Annotated in this window: 19 protein-coding genes and 1 riboswitch; of the genes, 5 read left to right on the top strand and 14 right to left on the bottom strand. The window is 43.4% G+C overall.

All coding sequences use genetic code 11. The features are described 5' to 3' along the window. Window positions 1–305 precede the first annotated feature (305 nt). The 4 genes from NQ489_RS05010 to NQ489_RS04995 all read right to left on the bottom strand — a co-directional run bounded on the left by NQ489_RS05010 (window position 306) and on the right by NQ489_RS04995 (window position 4,696). Complete coding sequence (locus NQ489_RS05010; RefSeq protein ID WP_021650198.1) at window positions 306–1,037, bottom strand: response regulator; 732 nt, start codon at window positions 1,035–1,037, stop codon at window positions 306–308. Beyond that, window positions 1,030–2,601 carry a DUF4118 domain-containing protein gene (locus NQ489_RS05005; protein ID WP_227945592.1) on the bottom strand — a complete coding sequence of 524 codons (1,572 nt, stop codon included), beginning with the start codon at window positions 2,599–2,601 and terminating at the stop codon, window positions 1,030–1,032. Before NQ489_RS05005 ends, NQ489_RS05010 begins: the two co-directional genes overlap by 8 nt. Before the next feature lie 90 nt (window positions 2,602–2,691). Continuing rightward, window positions 2,692–3,339, bottom strand: coding sequence for a potassium channel family protein (locus tag NQ489_RS05000; RefSeq protein ID WP_021976055.1), 648 nt, complete (start codon window positions 3,337–3,339; stop codon window positions 2,692–2,694). Window positions 3,340–3,358: 19 nt separating this feature from the next. Then, entirely contained in the window at window positions 3,359–4,696 is a 1,338-nt protein-coding gene (locus tag NQ489_RS04995) for a TrkH family potassium uptake protein (RefSeq protein WP_021650195.1), read from the bottom strand. A gap of 308 nt (window positions 4,697–5,004) precedes the next feature. Between NQ489_RS04995 and bioB the strand changes: the two genes are divergently transcribed. Further along, window positions 5,005–5,976 (top strand): biotin synthase BioB, encoded by a 972-nt coding sequence (bioB, locus tag NQ489_RS04990; protein ID WP_021650194.1) that lies wholly within the window; start codon window positions 5,005–5,007, stop codon window positions 5,974–5,976. 101 nt (window positions 5,977–6,077) lie between these two features. Next, the gene (locus tag NQ489_RS04985) at window positions 6,078–6,623 is read left to right on the top strand and encodes a biotin transporter BioY (protein ID WP_015527251.1); all 546 of its coding nucleotides are present in this window, start codon (window positions 6,078–6,080) and stop codon (window positions 6,621–6,623) included. An 80-nt stretch (window positions 6,624–6,703) separates the two neighbouring features. On the opposite strand, the gene NQ489_RS04980 is transcribed toward NQ489_RS04985, so the two are convergent. From NQ489_RS04980 to NQ489_RS04950, 7 genes are all read right to left on the bottom strand, one after another. Beyond that, complete coding sequence (locus NQ489_RS04980; protein WP_021977018.1) at window positions 6,704–7,591, bottom strand: putative ABC transporter permease; 888 nt, start codon at window positions 7,589–7,591, stop codon at window positions 6,704–6,706. 124 nt (window positions 7,592–7,715) lie between these two features. After that, window positions 7,716–9,068, bottom strand: a complete 1,353-nt coding sequence (locus NQ489_RS04975) for an MATE family efflux transporter (protein WP_021650192.1) — start codon at window positions 9,066–9,068, stop codon at window positions 7,716–7,718. After that, complete coding sequence (locus NQ489_RS04970; protein WP_044960451.1) at window positions 9,058–9,510, bottom strand: MarR family winged helix-turn-helix transcriptional regulator; 453 nt, start codon at window positions 9,508–9,510, stop codon at window positions 9,058–9,060. Before NQ489_RS04970 ends, NQ489_RS04975 begins: the two co-directional genes overlap by 11 nt. Window positions 9,511–10,054: 544 nt before the next feature. Further along, window positions 10,055–10,363 (bottom strand): MGMT family protein, encoded by a 309-nt coding sequence (locus tag NQ489_RS04965; protein ID WP_044960463.1) that lies wholly within the window; start codon window positions 10,361–10,363, stop codon window positions 10,055–10,057. A gap of 107 nt (window positions 10,364–10,470) precedes the next feature. After that, on the bottom strand, window positions 10,471–11,004 hold the full coding sequence (locus tag NQ489_RS04960) for a methylated-DNA--[protein]-cysteine S-methyltransferase (protein WP_044960460.1): 534 nt from the start codon (window positions 11,002–11,004) through the stop codon (window positions 10,471–10,473). Between the two features lie 601 nt (window positions 11,005–11,605). Beyond that, a complete protein-coding gene (locus tag NQ489_RS04955) occupies window positions 11,606–13,291 on the bottom strand; it encodes a formate--tetrahydrofolate ligase (RefSeq protein ID WP_092068491.1) in 1,686 nt (561 codons plus the stop codon). Window positions 13,292–13,364: 73 nt separating this feature from the next. Then, window positions 13,365–13,446, bottom strand: a riboswitch (ZMP/ZTP riboswitch). Between the two features lie 240 nt (window positions 13,447–13,686). Then, complete coding sequence (locus NQ489_RS04950; RefSeq protein ID WP_021652983.1) at window positions 13,687–15,087, bottom strand: sodium-dependent transporter; 1,401 nt, start codon at window positions 15,085–15,087, stop codon at window positions 13,687–13,689. Between the two features lie 221 nt (window positions 15,088–15,308). Between NQ489_RS04950 and NQ489_RS04945 the strand changes: the two genes are divergently transcribed. Next, window positions 15,309–16,037: a helix-turn-helix domain-containing protein gene (locus tag NQ489_RS04945; protein WP_021652982.1), complete on the top strand. Its 729-nt coding sequence runs from the start codon at window positions 15,309–15,311 to the stop codon at window positions 16,035–16,037. Between the two features lie 63 nt (window positions 16,038–16,100). On the opposite strand, the gene NQ489_RS04940 is transcribed toward NQ489_RS04945, so the two are convergent. The 3 genes from NQ489_RS04940 to NQ489_RS04930 are packed head-to-tail and all read right to left on the bottom strand — an operon-like array spanning window position 16,101 to window position 18,285. Next, window positions 16,101–16,949: a 4Fe-4S binding protein gene (locus NQ489_RS04940; protein ID WP_044962405.1), complete on the bottom strand. Its 849-nt coding sequence runs from the start codon at window positions 16,947–16,949 to the stop codon at window positions 16,101–16,103. Window positions 16,950–16,956: 7 nt separating this feature from the next. Beyond that, window positions 16,957–17,109 (bottom strand): CD1871A family CXXC motif-containing protein, encoded by a 153-nt coding sequence (locus tag NQ489_RS04935; protein WP_044962403.1) that lies wholly within the window; start codon window positions 17,107–17,109, stop codon window positions 16,957–16,959. A gap of 27 nt (window positions 17,110–17,136) precedes the next feature. Beyond that, window positions 17,137–18,285, bottom strand: coding sequence for a TlpA family protein disulfide reductase (locus tag NQ489_RS04930; protein ID WP_021652979.1), 1,149 nt, complete (start codon window positions 18,283–18,285; stop codon window positions 17,137–17,139). 205 nt (window positions 18,286–18,490) lie between these two features. Between NQ489_RS04930 and NQ489_RS04925 the strand changes: the two genes are divergently transcribed. Together NQ489_RS04925 and NQ489_RS04920 are read left to right on the top strand one after the other, a co-directional pair. After that, window positions 18,491–19,168, top strand: a complete 678-nt coding sequence (locus tag NQ489_RS04925; RefSeq protein ID WP_021652978.1) for a response regulator transcription factor — start codon at window positions 18,491–18,493, stop codon at window positions 19,166–19,168. Then, entirely contained in the window at window positions 19,165–20,331 is a 1,167-nt protein-coding gene (locus NQ489_RS04920; protein WP_021652977.1) for a sensor histidine kinase, read from the top strand. Before NQ489_RS04925 ends, NQ489_RS04920 begins: the two co-directional genes overlap by 4 nt. Window positions 20,332–20,480: the final 149 nt, after the last annotated feature.

The raw sequence follows: 20,480 nt of genomic DNA, 5'->3' as shown, positions 1-20,480 counted from the left end.
CCTGTTTTAGCTTTGCCCTAAAGGGCAATTGAGCAGGAAGCCCCCACTTCAAAATCGTAAGATTTAAGTGGTGGGAGCATGTCACCTCCTTTCTTTTTGGCACAAAAAAAGTGCGCACCCTGTCATATAAGCTGGACTTACGCTGACACGCTACACACTTTTTCATGGCGATATTCATTTTTGTAAAATGAAAACGAGTAGCCGGTAAACTGGATTTACGCTTACTTGCCACTCGTTCCCTGTAATTATATTGCCTCTTTTTCAAAAAGTCAAACAAAATTTGTTTCCATTAGCTCCCTCCGACTTCACAAAGAAGAGTTCGTTTCCTGCTCAGGTTTCTCGATTCTGAGCATGCGATATCCAATTCCTATGTGCGTCTGGATATATTGTACACCGTTTTTTTCAGGCTCCAGTTTTTTCCGCAGTGTTGCCATAAAAACCCTGAGAGAAGCAACATCGTTTTCCGAGCAGCGTCCCCAGATCTGCTGAGTAATATATGTATGTGTCAATACTTTTCCAACATTACGGGATAAAAGGCAGAGCAACTTATACTCAATGGGCGTCAGATGCAGTTCTCTGTCCTTCAGGAATGTGCAGCCAGCCGTGTAATCTATCTTTAATCCACCATTTTCAAAAACAGATGTTTCCGGCTGTTTTCCTGACTGCGTTATGGCAAGCCGTCTTTGGCTGACACGGATACGCGCAAGTAATTCTTCTACTGAAAATGGTTTTGTGATATAATCATCTGCACCCGCATCCAGTGCCTCTATTTTGTCCATATCTTCACTTCTGGCACTGATCACGATGATAGGCATATTCGACCAGGTACGGATTTTCTTTATTACCTCTACTCCTTCCATATCAGGAAGGCCCAGATCCAGAAGAACGATATCCGGATTGTGTGATGAAGCCTCCAAAATGGCTGAAGCTCCATTTTCTGCAGCCAGATATTTATAGTCATGTGTTTTTAATGTGGTAACGATCAGGTTCCGTATGGGTCTGTCATCCTCAACCACCAGAATTAATGTCTTATTCATTTAATGTCACCTCGCTTAATGGTAAAGTAAAAGTAAAATTACATCCATGCGGAGCATGATCTGAAAGAACCAGTGTTCCATCGTGAGCTTCTATGATAGAGCGGCAAAGTGCCAAGCCAAGCCCCAGACTCCGTTGGCTGTCTGCAACGGTTGTTTTCCCTGTATAAAACATCTCAAAAATATGTGGCTTCATTTCATCCGGGATCCCGGGGCCGTTATCTTCCACGCTTACCTGTGCTTTCCCGGCTTTTTTGAACCCCCGAATGCTGATGACAGAGCCTGACGGCGTATATTTTATCGCATTATCGATCAAATTTACCAGAACCTGTATAATAAGATGCACGTCCATACGTGTAAGAACAAGTTCTTCACAGTCCGCCACGATCTTATACGCATCATGCTTCCGGCTGACATGCCGGAGTGACTCTGCTATTACCTCATCCAAAAGCTGATCCGTAAATTTAAACTTCAATCTTCCATCATTGAGCCTGGTAATGGAAAGCAGATTTTCCACAACTCCGATCAGCCACTCTGAATCCTCATGAATGTCCGTGTAGATCTGATACCTTGTAGCTTCATCCAGACGGTCACTGTTACTGAGAAGCATATCTGCATTTCCGGAAATAGAACAAAGCGGAGTACGCAGGTCATGGGAGATCGCCCGAAGAAGATCGCCACGCAGCTGCTCATTTTTTGCTAAAACCGCATTTTTTTCTTTTTCTATGGCATTTTGTACATTCTCCATTGCAAGTGCACATTCATTTATTACAGACAGCAGGATGCTGTATTCATAAGAGTCCAGTGTTTCTTTCTGCAGAGGGATCCCGATTACGCCATAAACATTATTCCCGCTTCGAATTGCCAGATATAAGCATTTTGCCTGTGAGAAATACTGTGTGGATGCGCCGGCACGCTGTCTGTTTTCATAAGTCCATCTGGCCGCCTGTTGTTCTTCCTGTGTCAGAAAATCCTCTGTGCTCTCTTTTTCCCCGGAAAAAAGCTTTCCTTCTGATAAAGTTCCATTTTCCACAACATATGCCGTGATGCTGCGGTTTAACAGGCGTATCAGCTGTGTACAGGTAACTCCGAGTATTTCTGTCTCACTTTTTGCCTTTTGCAGCAGACGATCCGTATCAAACAGAACCTGTGTGCGAAAGGCAATCTGTGAAGACAGCTTTGCATGCATTTTCAGCTTTGCCGCAAGGGTTCCTGTAAGTACGGACGAAATAAGCATTATGAAAAATGTCACCGGATATCCCACCGCATATGTCTCAAAAGACATCCTTGGCTCCGTCAGGAAAAAACAAAATAAGAATACACTTAAAAAGGAGCCTGCTACACTGCAAAGATAACCATCTGTCACGATGGAAGTGATCAACACACCCAGAATATATATCGTTACAATATTCGTATCTGTAAAATCCAGCTTCTGAAACAGCAGGCCAATCAAAGTGCATACTGCAAATATAAAAACCGTCAGCAAGTAATCTTTTGCAGACGGTTTTTCCACATACCATGCAAATGGCCGTTTCGGACAGGTTCTGTTTTTTACTGTATCCTCCATTTTCAAGCTCATTCTCCTTCTGCTGTTGTTTACTGGAATTATATCACGCAGCAGTTCTGTGGTCAAAAATTTTTTCTTCATGGCAATGAGCTATATGCGGAAGCACTTCTGAAGAGCTCTGTATTCTCCTAATACCAGTAATTTATCATTTTCTGTAAAATATGTTTCCGGTGAAATTGCAATACTGAATTCCTCTTCATTTTTTACTGCCAGAATATTAATATTGTAGCGTTTTCTGATGTCAAGTCCACCCACTGTTTTTCCAACCCATTCTTCCGGCACTTCCACTTCAAAAATTGCATGGGAAGCATCCACCTCCATATAATCCAGGATATGATCATCTGTATAACGGATGGAGGCCCATTTTGCCACCTGCTTTTCCGGATAAACTACCTTATCGGCACCATTGCGTAAAAGAAATTTTTCCTGAACATCACGTTCAGCTCTGGATATCACCAATTTTGCACCCAGTTCTTTCAGAAGGGATGTTGTTTCAAGAGAATTTTGAAAGCTATCTCCAATGGTCACAAAACAAATGTCGTAGTTTCCAATTCCAAGGGACTGTAAAAATTCAGCATTGGTGCTGTCACCAATCTGAGCATTCGTCACAAATGACAGTACTTTGTCCACTCTTTCTTCCTTCCAGTCAACTGCCATAACTTCATGTCCCAACTGATTGAGCTGCATGGCAATATGTCTTCCAAACCTTCCAAGTCCAATAAGCAATACATTTTTCATAATATTATTTTTCTCCTTCTTATCCAACTGTGATTTTTTCCAGAGGGAGCTTTGCATTTCCCTTATTTCTTCCGGAAAATACCGCATAGATCAGGGTCAGACCACCTACACGTCCCAGATACATCAATATGATCAACACGACTTGTGAAAAAACATGAAGTTCCGGTGTGATTCCCAGAGTCAGACCTACCGTACCAACAGCTGAAGCAGCTTCGTACAGACAATCTAAAAGCGGAAGGCCTTCGTACACACTGATCGCTATTCCGCCGCCAAAGAACAAGGCAAAATATAACATGGCTATTGTCGCTGCATTTTTTATCACATGATATTCAAGTCTTCGCCCAAAAGCTCCTGCATTTTCCTGACTTCGAAATGTCGCAATTGCATTTAAAATAAGTACTGAAAAAGTTGTTGTTTTCATTCCACCTGCTGTAGATCCCGGTGAACCACCAATTAGCATTAACAATATCATAACTGCTTTTGATGCCTCACTCATCTCTGAAATGTTTATAGTATTAAATCCGGCAGTTCTTGTCGTTACCGATTGAAACGCTGCTGCTAACAGGCGTTTTCCCATGGGTAAATTTGTCAGGTCACAGATATAGAAAAAGACTGCCGGGAATAAGATCAGACATGCGGTAGTCATGAGAATGATCTTGCTTTGCATGCGGTAGCGTTTAAAGTTCAGTTTGTTTATATAAATATCATCCCATGTGAGAAAACCGATTCCTCCTGTAATGATCAACAGCATAATTACCAGATTTATAAGTATATTTCCGGAATACCCAGTCAGCGATGGAAACATACTGGAATCTGTCCCCAGAATATCAAAGCCGGCATTACAAAAAGCAGAGATTGAATGAAAAACTGACATCCAGATTCCCTTTTTTCCATAATCTCCCATAAAAACCGGCAGCAGCAACACCGTCCCTGCAGCTTCGATCAAAAATGTTCCCCTCAAAATAAACCTTGTTAGTCTGACGATTCCTCCGACTTTTGGAGCTGAAATTGCATCCTGCATGGTGCTTCTTTGCATGAGGGATATTTTCTTTCCGGAAAGAAGGGAAACAGACGCAGCCACAGTCACTACTCCAAGCCCACCTGTTTGTATGAGTGCAAGAATGATCGTCTGGCCTGCCAGGGACCAGTAGCTTCCAGTGTCCTTTACCACAAGACCTGTAACACATACCGCCGAAGTGGCTGTAAAAAGTGCCTCATGAAATGGTGTGATCACTTTCTCCACAGAAGAAAATGGAAGCATCAGCAGAACGGTTCCCAAAAGGATCACTCCTGCAAACCCCATGATAATCAGCTGAAAAGATGTCATATGTTTTTTCTTATATGATTTTTCCGGCATAAATGATCAGAACTCCTTATCAATACTTTTAACAGTGCTATCCTCGTAATGCATTTTATTATATATAACTACTTTCAAAGATAGTATAAAAGTCTCTGCTTCCGTATTAAGATTTTATAAAGATATGATATTGAATTGAGAATTATTTTAACCGAATCAAGGAAATTCCCTGCTTCGATGATCCTAAGCATTACCTTAATACTACAGTTTTTTAATTGTAAACTTATTTTATATTTGCAGTTGACATTCAATATTTCTATGTGATAAAGTGATACCCGTACAAAAAAACTCAAAAGGAAGGTATTGACATGAACACTGCATCATGCGAAAAAGAAGCTCCATCGCTTTCCAGAGATGAAGCCATTGCAATTTTAGATACTCCGGACGAAGAACTTGAGGCACTGATTGACCGTGCCAGCAGTTTACGTTACAAATATAAGGGAAACCGGGTAAGCATCCACATCCTTACCAATGCCCGCAGTGGTAACTGTTCCCAGGATTGTGCCTACTGTGCCCAGTCATGTCGTTCCACTGCCGATATTGATAAATACAAATGGGTAGATGAAGACAAATTATATCAGGACAATGATTTCGTAAATGATTATCATTTATCCAGACACTGTATCGGTCTGAGTGGTATGAAATTTACAGATAAAGAGATTGAAGAGCTGGCCCGCAGGATCCGCAAAATGAAAGAACAGGGAACTCATCTCTGCTGCTCCATAGGCTTTCTCACAGAGCACCAGGCAAAAGTGCTCAAAGAAGCAGGTCTTGACCGGATCAACCATAATCTGAACAGCAGCCGTTCCTTTTATCATAATATCTGCAGTACACATACCTTTGACCAGCGTGTCCGGAATATCCATATGCTTCAGGGACTTGGTTTCGAGATCTGCAGCGGCGGTATCATTGGCATGGGTGAAAGCAAGGAAGACGTTGTTGACATGCTTCTGGAATTACGTGAGATCCAGCCGGAAGCACTGCCGATCAACTTTCTTCTTCCGATCAAGGGAACTCCTCTCGGAAATGCAGATATTTCCCAGCTGACAACAGAATACTGCATGAAAGTCCTCTGCCTGGCAAGACTTCTTGTACCTAAAGCAGATATCCGATGTGCTGCCGGAAGAGAAGTTTATTTTAAAGGCGAAGAAAAAAAACTGCTCAGTGTTGTAGACTCTATTTTTGCTTCCGGTTATCTTACAGAAGGTGGTCAGGGAATCGAAGACACTCTCAAAACCATTACGGATGCAGGATTCACCTATGAGATTGAATCTGCGTAAGCATCCTTATGGACATATGACCTGTCATACACACTTACAGCATTTCATTACTTACCCGAACCAGTAAATATATTACCTTTTTCAAAGGAGGCTCTTTCAATATGAATCAGACAAATACTGTCTCTGCACCACGTACAAAAACCTACGAGATCACCATGACCGCTCTTATGGCAGCTGTCACCTGTATTCTTGCGCCGCTGTCCATTCCGATCGGTCCGGTTCCGATCTCCTTTACCAATCTTGCCATTTATCTGTCCCTGTATCTTCTCGGATGGAAAAAAGGAACCATCAGCTATCTGATCTATCTGCTGCTTGGCCTTGTAGGTCTTCCGGTATTTTCCGGATTTACCGGCGGCCCCGCAAAGCTGGCCGGTCCTACAGGCGGATACATCATCGGCTTTATCGTTATGGCTGTTATTGCCGGACTGGTAATTGACAACTGCCATAAACCTCTGATCCAGCTCGTTGGTATGATCGCAGGAACAATTGTATGCTATCTTTTCGGAACTGTATGGTTCTGCATCGTTGCAGATTCCACTTTCAAAGCAGCTCTTGGAATCTGTGTAATTCCGTTTATCCCGGCAGATCTCATAAAAATGATCATCGCCATGATCATCGGACCAATGATAAAAAAAAGAATCCGATAAACTGAAACTCTGATATTTTAAAAGAGGCAGCAGGAAATGTTGGAAATTTCCTGATGCCTCTTTATCGCGTTTCATTTTTCTTATCTGAGTTTTTTCTTCAGTTCCTGGATCAGTTCAAAATAATCTCTGTGTTTCATCTCCGGGAAAGCCTTAATGATTCTTCCCTGGCCGAATACCGTATGGTTTGTGATAGAGCTTGACAGCTCATCAAACTGTGCCTGAAGCTCCGCTTTCTTCATCCGAAGCATTTCGGCAGATTTTTCTCTCTGAGCCACAGTCGCATCTCTGAGCTCTGCCTTAGCAAGAGCAACCTGAACCTTTCCCTCTCCCACCTTCTGTGCTGTATCAATGGTAGTTGTTGCCAGAGTATCACTGAGCTTATCGCTCACGATCCGCAGATCCGCACGTACCTTATCCAGTCGGGTAAGCTTTTTATTCAGTCCGCGGATCACCGCCACTGTTACAATAAGATCAGCCAGATACACCGCATACAGAATTGCCATAACAACCCATTCCAGTGTGGAAGGTGTATGAGAAGCCTGACGCTCCACATACTTCTGAAAAACCTTTACGACCATCACAATGGCAAGTCCCCATATCAGGGAAAACTCAAGACAGATATAGCCATGAAAATTCAGCGGCTTATTAGAATAATCCCACCATCTTGCATGGAAGCATACATCCAGAAGCCAGCCGGCAACCAGCTCTACCGCAGTTGCAAGAACGATCCCAAACAAAAAGATCATTCCCTCACTCATCTGATGTCCACCGCTCTGAAGCGTATTAAGCAACGCAAACACGGAAAGTACCCCAAATCCGTACACCGGGCATACCGGACCGTTGAGAAATCCCCGGTTTATAACCTTTCCTAAGGTTACTGCATGGAAGATAACTTCAACGACCCATCCTCCAAAAGAATAAAACAAAAAATACAGACATATCTGAAAATACGTCATCCCGCAAATCATCCTGTACTCCTCCTTTACAGCTGTCAAGATTCCGGCAGCTATTTCAGGGGTCAGTACCATCACCTCTGCCGGGGTGATTCTGATTATATCATATCACCCCTCTCATTTACATCCCTTTATCCGGTCATTCTTCCGAAACAATTTCTTTTTTCACACGGGTAAAGTACAGAAAGAATCCGATGTTCAGAATGATTCCCACTGTGGTAGATACCGGTGCTGCAAGACCGATCTTGGTCAGGCTGGCATCCGGCTGGATACTCATAAAGTACGCCATTGGAAGTCGTACCAGAAGCGTCTGGATCAGGCCCTGGACCATAACCCATATGGTCTGGTTGTTTCCGTTGAAATAGCCTATCATACTGAACAGAACAGCCGTTACCAGTGTCTCCGGAGCAAACCCCTTCAGATAATCAAAGCCCTTTTGGATAACGCCGGCATCTGTTGAAAAGAATCCTGCCAGCACATCACCCTTCAGCAGGATCAGGATAAATACCAGGCATCCCACAGACAGGCCAACTCCAATTCCCGTAAGCATGGATTTTCTCGCACGTTTCGGCTTTCCTGCTCCTACGTTCTGTGAAACAAAGGAGGCCATGGACTGCATTAGGGAGCTTGGAACCAGCATGGCAAAGTTTACGATCTTACATGCAACTCCGTAACCGGAGGATGCTTCCAGACCCAGGCGATTGACAAATGCGCACAAGGCCAGGAATGAAATCTGGGTCAGGAATTCCTGAAGTGCCAGCGGCAGTCCGATCTTTAGAAAACGTCTGCACTGGGGATTCAACCGGAAATCTTTCTTTGTGATGGTAAAAGGAAGCTCCTTCTTTATCAGCAGAACTACTGCAAATACAACACTTAAGGCCTGAGCAGAAACCGTAGCAATAGCTGCTCCTGCTGCATCCATATGTAAGCCGGCTACCAGTACCAGGTCTCCGATCACATTTACAATACATGCCACCAGCACAAACAGCAGCGGAGATTTACTGTCACCAAGGCCACGGAAAATAGCAGACAGTAGGTTATACGCGACAATAAAGAAAATTCCGCTGCCACAGATCCGTACATAAGATGCAGTCAGCGCTACCGCTTCTTCCGGTGCCTGCATCAGCATGGAGATCGGATGTGCAAAACCTACCATAGCAATAAACAGCACGATAGAAATCATGGTAAAGACGATCGCAGCCCCACCGATAACGGAGCCGATCTGCTCCGGTCTTTTTTCTCCAAGATAACGTGCGATCAGAACTGTGATACCCATAGCAAACTGGATCACTACAAAGGTAACCAGATTCAGTACCTGACTTCCGGTGGAAACCGCTGACAGTCCGGATGTGGAACCGAATCTTCCAACTACAAGAAGATCGACCGCACCATAGGCAGCCTGCAGGATCAGCGCACCGAGTACCGGCATCATAAATGCAACCAGCTTCTTCAGGATATTTCCCTGGGTAAAATCTGCCTTATCATTTGTCATAATGTTCCCTCCTGTCACACATGATCTGATAAAATTTCCCGATGGTTCGGATCATATTGTCTGCTTCTTCTTCGGAAATCTCTGAAAGATAGGGCGCCAGACTGCTGAAATAATCCTGATCATACTTCCTGGAAAGCCTCTCTCCTTTTTCTGTTATGGAAATGTAAGTAACGCGCCCGTCATCCGGAGACGTAAGCTTCTGAAGATATCCCTTTGCCTCCATTTCTTTCACTGTTCTGGTAACACCCGGACGCGGAAGGTTCATGGCATCACTGATATCAGAGAGCCGGATATCCTTTTTTTCCCGCTGCAGAGAATGGATCACATCCAGATACTGTATGTAGGATGGCATCACCCCCTGGGGCAGTGGCGGAAGCATATCCCGGATCCGCTTTGCCTGATAAAATGCATCAAACATCCGCTTGATCTTTTCATTTGTCATAAAAAAACTCCCTATATAATTATCTTCGTTAATTACCATTGATAATTATACGAGGAATTTATGGTTTGTCAAGCATGTTTTATTTTTCTGTTACAGAGTAGCATTCTATTACAGAGTAACTTTCTATTAATCTATGCTTCTAATGCCTCTTTCAGAGAAGCTTCAAAGATCTCAATTCCTTTCTCCATCTGCTCATCGGTCATAGTAAGCGGTGCAAGGTTCAGATATCTGGCCTGTGCCATCACGCTCTCGGCTTAAATGTTCTGCATCCAGAATAGAGGAAGACAACTGCTCTGCGGCGTTTCTGTCCTTTTCCTCCAGCACGAGTTTCCGGCTGTCGTTGGTGACACTGGGATTTGTCAGAACTACGAATTCTCCTCCATGGATATAGTTATTCAATCCTGTATTCACTTTTGACACACTGCAGGCAGTCTGCAAAATAGCCCCATCGTACAGACTACTCCAGACCGTTTTCCCCTGCTTTCAGCTTCAGAACTTCTGTAAGCTCCGGGATCTGCATCATATTTCTACAATTCATAAAACACTACTCCTCCCACTGATACTGCTTCATATCTACACATCCATTTGCCTTAAACTCCACACCCTCGTCTTCCAGAAGCATCTTCTGCTCTCTCCAGCATGGTGCAGTACGCCCTGCATGGTTCACAACTCTGTGGCAGGGATACTTCCCGTAAAATTCTGCCATACCTAAGACTTTTCCTACAAGACGTGAATTTTTATCCCGCCCGATCAGCCGTGCGATCTGCCCGTAGGAGGCCACTTTTCCTTCCGGTATTTCTTCCACTACGGACAGTATCTCGTAAATCATATCCTCGTCCAGTATTTTTCCCATGATCTTTCCTCCGCAATCCTGCTGGCAATTTTCATAGCATGCTTTCATAAATAAAATATCTGTCTTTTCGTGGACGCCTGCACCAGACCTTCCTCTCAGCCTGAGTTTTACAGTGCAGTTCCTTTCTTTGGAATAAACAAACGGCTCATATCTGTATGTTCCAGCTTAAGAAGTGAAATTTTTTTGTCAATTCCTCCGGCATAACCCGTCAAGCTTCCATTTGTTCCTATGACTCGATGGCAGGGAATGATAATGGAAATTTCATTATGTCCAACCGCACCGCCTACTGCCTGGGCGGACATATGGGAAGTGTTTTTCATCACTGCAATTCTGCGCGCAATTTCTCCATATGTGATCGTCTGTCCGTAGGGAATCTCCAGTAAAATCTGCCACACTGCCTTTCTGAATGTTGAACCGTTCGGATGAAGTAGTGGAGTAAAGTTCGGTTCTTCACCGAAGAAATATACATCCAGCCATTTTTTTGCTTCTGTGAGAATTTCCGTCTCCTGTTGGATATGGTCTTTGGGAAGTGTATTTGCAAAATATTTCTGTCCTTCAAACCACAGACCGGTAAGTCCGATTTCATCTGCGGCAAGTAAAATATCTCCGATTAGCGATTTATATTTGCATGTGTATACCATATTTCCCCCCACATTCATTTATCTCTACAATTTTTTCTATAGGATTCCTCTTAATTAACGCAAATGTCACATGCGCGTCCCCTCTGCACTTTCCTCTACATTGTGAGTTTTATCCCAACAAGCAGCAGGAGATTGCTGACATTCTTGACAATTTATAATATTATACCATTTTTGTTCTGAACATGCTATAATGCTGTTGCTGCCGAACCTCCAGCTGAAAGGATTAAACCACCTTACATAAACGAAACAAAAACCCCCGGAAGTCTCGACCACTTCCGGGGGTTTTGCTTTGCCCATGATAAGCATAATTACTTTCTTTAGCTACACACATCATAGTCCATTCACCGCAAAAAGTCAATTATTTTCATTCGAAATATGATATAATGCAGATACAATCCTGAATGAAAGAGGTGAACACCATGCAGAAATATGTTGCTTTGTTCTTTACCCTTCTGGCCGGGAACATTGTTGGCCACTACATCTGTAAATGGCTGGACCGCCGCCATGAGCAATAGACAACAATATAAGAAAAAGCGGCAGAACCTCTATTTTTGCAGGCTCTACCGCTTTCTATCTGAATTCCCCTCAAAAAATCTTTATATTAGAACAGTCCTGTGATCTTACCGCTCTCGTCTACGTCGATCTTGGTTGCTGCCGGTACTTTCGGAAGTCCTGGCATAGTCATAATCTCACCTGTCAGTGCAACAATAAATCCTGCCCCTGCGGAAATCTTAAGATTTCTTACTGTTACCTCGAAATCTGTCGGAGCACCAAGCTTTGTCTGGTCGTCTGTTAAGCTGTACTGGGTCTTAGCTACACAGATCGGGCAGTTGCCAAATCCAAGTGCCTCCAGCTGTTTCGCCTGCTTCTGGGCATTTGCTGTAAGAACCACTTTCTTTCCACCGTAAACCTTCTGTACGATCTGGTTCAGCTTGTCCTCGATGGAGCCTTCCAGTTCATAAGCATATGTGAAATCATTCGGCTCTTCAACAAGACGGATCACTTCCTCAGCAAGCTTGATTCCGCCTTCGCCACCTTTTGCCCATACCTCGGAAAGTGCTACGTTTACGCCAAGCTCCTTGCATTTTGCTTCCACAAAATCAAGCTCTGCCTTGGTATCGGTCGGGAATGCGTTAATAGCTACCACACATGGGAGCTTGTATACATTTTTGATATTGCTTACATGCTTCAGAAGGTTCGGGATACCCTTTTCAAGAGCCTCAAGGTTCTCATTGTTAAGATCCGCTTTTGCAACGCCACCGTTGTATTTCAGGGCACGTACGGTTGCTACGATAACAACTGCACTTGGTGTAAGACCTGCCATACGGCACTTGATATCCAGGAATTTCTCTGCTCCAAGGTCAGCACCGAATCCAGCCTCTGTGATCGCATAATCAGCAAGCTTCATAGCCATCTTTGTAGCGGTTACGGAGTTACATCCGTGAGCGATGTTTGCGAATGGTCCGCCGTGAACGATCGCCGGAACATGCTCCAGTGTCTGAACAAGGTTTGGTTTCAGGGCATCCTTCAGAAGTGCTGTCATAGCACCCTCTGCGTGGAGGTCTCCTGCTGTTACCGGTTTCTGCTCAGCAACCTTACCGTAAGTATATCCGATGATGATTCTGGAAAGTCTCTCTTTCAGATCTTTGATATCACTTGCCAGACAGAGAACTGCCATGATCTCAGATGCTACGGTAATGTCATATCCGTCCTCACGCGGCATACCGTTTGTTCTACCGCCAAGTCCGTCTACTACATTACGAAGCTGACGGTCGTTCATATCCACGCAGCGTCTCCAGGTGATCTTTCTCGGGTCGATATTCAGCTCATTTCCCTGGAAGATATGGTTGTCGATCATTGCTGCAAGAAGGTTGTTTGCCGCACCGATTGCATGGAAATCACCGGTAAAATGAAGGTTGATATCCTCCATCGGAACTACCTGTGCATAGCCGCCGCCTGCCGCACCACCTTTGACACCGAATACCGGTCCCAGGGATGGCTCACGAAGAGCTACCATAACATTTTTTCCAAGTCTCTGCATTCCATCTGCAAGACCTACCGTTGTAGTTGTTTTTCCTTCCCCGGCCGGTGTCGGGTTGATAGCTGTCACAAGAATCAGTTTGCCGTCTTTTTTGTCTGTTTCTTTCAGGAGATTATAGTCAATCTTTGCTTTGTATTTACCATACTGCTCCAGATATTTGTCATCAATACCTGCTTTCTCTGCAATCTTGGTAATTGGCTCCATTGTGCACTCCTGTGCAATCTCGATGTCACTTTTAAATCCCATAATGTTCTCCTTTCTCCGCTGCAACCGTCTGCATCTTTTATCCCATAAAAAAGAGCAGTATCTGAAGTTTTTCAAATACTGCCCAGACGGTCGACTCATCGAATCTCCGGCTCCCTCGTGGTTATCCCACAACTCCGTCAGTCACCGAAGACTTTATTAATTTGATGATTGAATACTAACATATTTATTAGTACTTGTCAAGAAATTATCAAATTATTTTTTCACTTTTAAAGTGAGCTAAGTCTAATTTTCTGAATCATTTCCGTTCTATGTATTAGTTTTCTCTCCAACATTCGTACATATCTTTTTTCATCAAATCCTCTGTTATTTAATCGTATCTTGTACTGGTCATCCGTTAATGCGACTGTCCAGACGCCATAAACATATTACCACACTTATGAAATCAAATCTGCAAATCCTGTAGATACCAGGAATAATATCAGCATTACAACCGGCACTACATAACGGATCATAAAGCGATATAACCCTGCCCGTTTGAAGTGTTCCCCATTTCGTTCCACTTCTCCTATGATCCAGTCAGGGCCGATCACCCAGCCGATCAGAATACTTGTCAAAAGTGAGATAAACGGCATCAGAAAACTGTTGCTAATATAATCCATCACATCCAGCAGCTGTCCAACGGAACCATTTGGCAGTTTAAGTTCAAAATACAGTTTGTTATAACCAAGGCAGATCAGCACTGCTGTAACAAGAGAATAGATTCCGACAGCACCACACATTTTTTTACGGGGTTTGTGATAGAGTTCCATGCAGTTTGCAACCAGTGTCTCCATGACAGACACGCAGGAAGTCAGTGCCGCAAATCCCATCATCAGGAAAAATGCAATTGCCACCGGACGGCCAAATACTCCCATGGCATCAAAAACCTTTGGCAGTGAGATAAATATCAGACTTGGGCCGGAAGCCATTCCATCCTTTCCGAGAAATACAAAAACAGCCGGTATGATCATCATTCCTGCAAGAAATGCAACGCCGGTATCAAAGATCTCAATCTGATTTGTTGCTTTATTTAAATTAACTTCATTTTTCACATAAGAACCATAAGTGATCATGATTCCCATAGATACACTTAAGGAAAAGAATAACTGGCTCATCGCATCCAGAAGGATCTCCAGGAAACGTTTTACCGTCAGTCCATGAAAATCCGGTTTGAGATAAACAGCCAGCCCCTGCATACCGGTGCGGACAGTTCCATCCGTATCAGTATGGGACAGTGTCAGTGAAAAAATCGCAATGATCACAATCAGAAGAATCAGCCCCGGCATAATGATCCTGGAAAACTTTTCGATTCCCTTTTCCACACCACGAAATACGATCCAGGCAGTCAGTGCCAGAAAGATCAGCATAAATACAACGGGTGCAATATCTGATGTAATAAATGATGTAAAGTATACATCTGAAGCCGCATCTTTCCCATCAGAAATAATATAAGTAAAAAAATATTTTACAATCCATCCACCGATAACAGAATAATAGGTCATGATCAATGCCGGAACCATAAACGTTAAATGTCCTAAAAATTTCCACTTTGGATCAAGAGATTCAAAAGCCCTCAATGCATTTTTCTTTGTCTTTCTCCCAAGTGCTACATCCGTTGTCAACAGTACAAATCCAAAAGTCAGTACCAGTACCAGATAAACCAGCAGGAAAAGTCCTCCGCCATCTTTGGCACAGAGATATGGAAATCTCCAGATATTTCCAACTCCTACTGCACTTCCGGCTGCCGCCAGGACAAAGCCTATTGAGCCGGAAAAGCTACTTCCTTTTTCTTTCATTTCAATTTCCCCTCTTCAAGTATATATTTGATATAGGCTGAAACCTTCAGCCTAACAGCCATATCTTACCTTAAATAAAGATAAGTGCAAATGGCAGAAGTTTCTTTTTACGAAATTTTATTTCAAAAAAGTTTCTTACTACTTTACAAAATACCGGTTTTTCCGATATAATCGTATACAATAAAAATTAATAAGAAAAATAGATAGTATGAGGAAACAAAATGAGTAATTTTACCTGTTATGTAGGTGAACAAATAAGAAAATACCGAAAAGCCGGAAAGATGACTCTGCAGGATCTGGCAGATGCCATCCATAAAAGTCGAGCTACCGTATGCAAATATGAAAATGGAGATATCTCCGTTGATATCGAAACTTTATATGAGATCAGCCAGATTCTCCAGGTATCTATGTCCCAGCTTACCACTGGTCTTCCTGAAACAGCCAGTAAACCGTCCAATGCACCGGGAAAAGGACAAAAAAGCCCATTTTTTCAGGCACAGCGGCTATATTTTTACTTTTACGATGGACGCTATCAGCGTACGAAGGATGGCGTCATCGATATTTATGAAAAAAAAGGCGAATCCGGAAAATACGAAGCAACCTTAACGATCTGTTCTGTTTCTGCCAACGGAAGAAGCAGTGAGATTTTTTACACCGGAAAAGTTCTTTACAGTGATATGCTGATCCGTTTTTCCTTTGTAAATCAGTATAACCCACTGGAAGAAGATCTCCTGTACATTTTTAATCCTCTGGAGCTTCGAGATTTTACAACAGGACTTTTGTGTGGGATTTCCAGTGCGGATCTGATGCCCTGCGCATTCAAATGTGTGATCACTTTAAAACCACAGGAGCTTACCGAAGCGTTCCGCCACCAGCTGCTTTTTACAAAAAAAGATCTGAAGCGCTGGGAACAGCTGAATATGTTACTGATAGATAATATGGAAAAGTAGTTTTCTGCAAAAAACGGTACACCTTATATTTTATAAGCTGTACCGTTTTTGTATTTTTCTGTATCAGGGTTTGCCTGCAAACCCACACCGGATCGCCTGTGTCGGACATATCTTTTTACATCTTCCACATCGGATGCACTCTGCACTGTTAGGATCCTCTGTCGGATCGACCTCCATCTGGCAGATATTTCTGCATTTTCCGCAGTGAACACATTTTTCTTTATCTACTCTGTAACGAAAAACGGAAACTTTATTAAATACCGAATAAAAAGCTCCCAGCGGACAGATATACTTACAGAATGGCCGGTATATCATAATTGATAAGATAATAGTGATCACCAGGATTGTATTTTTCCACATGTACAGCCAGCCTACTGCACTTCGCATGGATTTGTTCAGCAGCACCAGCGGGATACCTCCCTCCAGCGTTCCTGCCGGGCAGATCAGCTTGCAGAAATATGGTGCTCCCTGGCCCATGATATCTACTACAAACATGGGAAGTATGATCACAAATACAAGAAAGATCACATATTTCAGTTTTCGCAGAAGCTTATCTCCCCGAAATGTCCGGATCTTCTTTGGAAAAGGAATCTTGTTCAACAGATCCTGGATCAGTCCAAAGGGGCAGAGAAATCCGCACACCAGTCTTCCAAGCAGCGCTCCCACAAAGATCAGAAATCCAGCTACATAATATGCCAGCTTGAAGTTCCAGCTTCCGATCACAGCCTGAAGGGAACCAATGGGGCAGGCCCCTCTTGCCCCGGGGCAGGAATAACAGTTCAGCCCCGGAACACAGACATTTTTCAGTTTTCCGGTATAGATCTTTCCAGTTATAAACCCTGATATGTGACTGTTTGTAAGGGCCGCCCACAATGCCTGGATCCCATGCCGCGGCCATTCATTTATTTTCATCTTCTTATTATCCAATGCCAATACACTCCATACAGATGTTGATTGCTTTTGTAAAAACTACAGATGCCTCACCTCTGCAGATTCCCAATATCATCAGTAAAATTCCAAAAACTGCCAGAGCAGGTCCGATCCACCTGGATTCTGTTATTTTCCGAATCATTTTTTCACTCTCCGTAATGATCATCTTCTACTTTGAAACGTTTTTAAGCTCTTTTTCCACGATTTCCTTCCATTCGTCCAGTGTATGGCTTCCTGTATAGGTATCGCCTACAATGTTTCCATCTTTGTCTACAAAAAATGTTTCAGGAAATGCGGAAATCCCCTGCAGACGGCCGTTCATCATAGTAGTATCCGGTATCAGGAACGGATATTTTGCTTTTGTTTTTTCCTGAAGAATGCCTGCTTTTTTTACAGCCTCTTCGTCCTGATTTCCCTTTTCATCTGTAGTATCAAGCACCACGCCTGCTACTCCGACGCCTTTATCTTTCATTTCTTTATAGAGCTCCTGAAGTTCCGGGATTTCTTTTACGCATGGTGAGCACCAGGTTGTAAAAACATTTACCAGCGTCAGGTCATAGTCACTGAATACTTTTTCTGTATATGTTTTTCCATCTATTCCTGTTGTTTCAAATTTTCCTACAGATTTTACATCCTCCGGGTTGACGCTGGTATCCTGTGGCTGGTCAAACACAGAAATATTCTGATACGGTGTCATTTCCGTAATGTCGGTTTTGATCTTTTCCAGCTCCTTTGTCAGCTTTTCATCTGCATCTTTGTTGGTGCTCAGATAATATTTGTATTTCCCGTCACTGCTGCTTCCAAGCTCTTTATGCTCTGTACAGCCAGTGATCTCATCCAGCTTTTTCTGTGAAGCTTCGTCATAAACGCCAATTGTGCCAATTCTGTCCAGACCTGCCACCCAGTCGTCATATCCGGTTCCCATCTTCTGTATTTCGGCATTTTTCTGTTCCTCTGTCATTTTGCTCCAGCTTACATAGGCATATGTCACTGCGTTGGTCTGATTCTCAAAATCTTCCGTGGTAAGCATTGCAATGCTCTGGTCCTTGATCTGCTTTAACAGCTCCTTCGAAAGCGAAAGCTTCAGTCCCAGAAACGGATATTCATAAGAATCCTGTGCCTTGCAGGTTACGTCGGAAGGCTTAAATGTACCTGCTACCAGATCTGATGAAACTGCCTCTCCATCCACCGCCATTGCCTCTCCGATCTCTGCTGTTTCCGTGCTTTCTGCCGCTGTTACCGGTACGCTTCCAAATGCAGATATTCCTAATACCGCTGCTGCCATAAGTGCTGTTATTTTCTGTGTTCTTAATTTCATTGTTTATATTCTCCCTTCTGATATCACCGGCCCATATCCGGAACCGGCGTATATTTTATATGTTAATTTTGTTCTCTGTAGCCTTACTATATCATCCCCTGTATAAAATCTCTGTTAAGAAATAAAAAAATTTACAGGAATTTTATGCTATACATGATATGATAGATAACAAAGCAAAATCAACTGTTTTTTAGGAGAATTTATTATGCATATATTGATAATCGAAGATGAACAGCAGCTCTGCCAGTCTATTGCGGAGGGACTTCGTATGGATGGCTATGAAGCGGACACATGTTTTGACGGGGATGAAGGACTGGAATTATGTCTGGTGGAAAATTATGATCTCATCCTTCTTGATCTGAATCTTCCAGGCGTTGATGGTCTGGAAATCCTGCGCCAGTTTCGGGAATCCGATACTTCCACTCCCGTTTTGATCCTCTCTGCCAGAGGACAGATCCAGGACAAGGTTGAAGGGCTTGATCTCGGTGCCAATGACTATCTCACAAAGCCTTTTCATTTTGAAGAACTGGAGGCCCGGATCCGAAGTCTGACACGAAGAAAATTCATCCAGCAGGATGTGTGTCTGCAATGCGGACGTATCAGCTTTGATACCCGTACAAGAAAGGCCAGTGTCGATGGACTCCCCCTTTCTCTGACCCGAAAGGAAAGTTCTCTTCTGGAATATTTCCTTCTTCATCAGAACCGTATCATAAGCCCGGAAGAAATGATCGAGCATATCTGGGACGGAAGCGTCAACAGTCTCAGCAATTCCATTCGTGTCCACATTTCTTCTCTTCGAAAAAAACTGCGCACTGCTCTCGGCTTTGATCCAATACAGAATAAGATCGGCCAGGGTTACATTTTAACGGAGGATATAAAATGAAAAAAATAACCGGAAAACTATCTCTTCAATGGCGTCTGACACTGATCACTGCACTGCTTATGACAGTCACCTGCATTCTGATGTATTTTTTTATCAGCCAGTCCGCAGTTTCCGGAATGGAAGATCTGGGAGATTACATGATACGGATCGATAACACAGATTCTACTCCCATCACCTTTCATATGAATCCCTCCGTCTTATTTCCGGAGCTTTCCGATCAGCTGCAGCTGACCAAAAAACTGTTTCTCACCAAAGGACTCATGGTAACCGGAATCATCATACTTCTCAGCAGTATCTGCACATATTTTATCAGCCGTCAGGCATTACTTCCGCTTCGCAGACTCAGCCAGGAAGTGAACAAAATAGAGGTCCAGAACCTTTCAGAGGCTCTTGAAGTTCCTGCTACCAATGACGAGATTTCCCGCCTGACAATTTCATTTAACAAAATGCTCGCACGCCTGGATGAAGCTTTTACTGCCCAGAAGCAGTTTTCTGCCAATGCAGCCCATGAGCTGAGGACTCCTCTTGCCGTTATCCAGACAAATCTGGAGGTTTTTGCCCGCAGGGAAGCACCTGCTTTAAAAGATTATCAGGAGATTTTTGCCATGCTCCAGGAACAGACCGGGCGACTTTCCCATCTGGCTGAAATCCTCCTGGATATGACCGGTGTACAGACTGTTGAACGTTCCGAAAGGATCTCTCTGGCAGCACTGACGGATGAGGTTTTCTGCGACCTGGCTTCTGTAGCGGAACAGAAGGATGTTGAACTGATCCAGCAGGAGGGGGACTGCATTATTACCGGAAGCTATCTGCTGCTGTATCGCGCTGTGTACAATCTTGTGGAAAATGCGATCAAATACAATCACTCCGGTGGAAAAGTAACCGTAAATATCCATCCTTCCGAAGAAATAACAGATACATCCACCTCTGTCAATTACGTCTTTCTTGAAGTCTCCGACACCGGAATCGGCATTCCTCCTGAATATCAGGAAAAAATCTTCACCCCGTTCTTCCGTGTGGACAAATCAAGAAGCCGCGCTATGGGCGGTGCCGGCCTGGGGCTTGCACTTGTCAGTGAAATTGTCCGACAGCATAACGGACAGGTAAAAGTACTGGAAAGCAGCAAAAAAGGCAGCGTGATCGCAATCATGCTGCCAGTCTGAATATGTTTGTATTACACTTACTTTATATGCTCATGAACGCAATCGCTTTGCGATCTGCGTTCAAATCCGAGTATATTTTTTCAACAATACTGTCTGTATCCATTTCGCAGGTAATAGCCTGTTCCCTGAGAACTGAAGAAAAATCTTTT

Source organism: Blautia sp. KLE_1732_HM_1032, assembly GCF_025147905.1.
Taxonomy (GTDB): Bacteria; Bacillota; Clostridia; order Lachnospirales; family Lachnospiraceae; genus Blautia_A; species Blautia_A fusiformis.
This window is presented reverse-complemented; position numbering and strand designations above follow the sequence as displayed.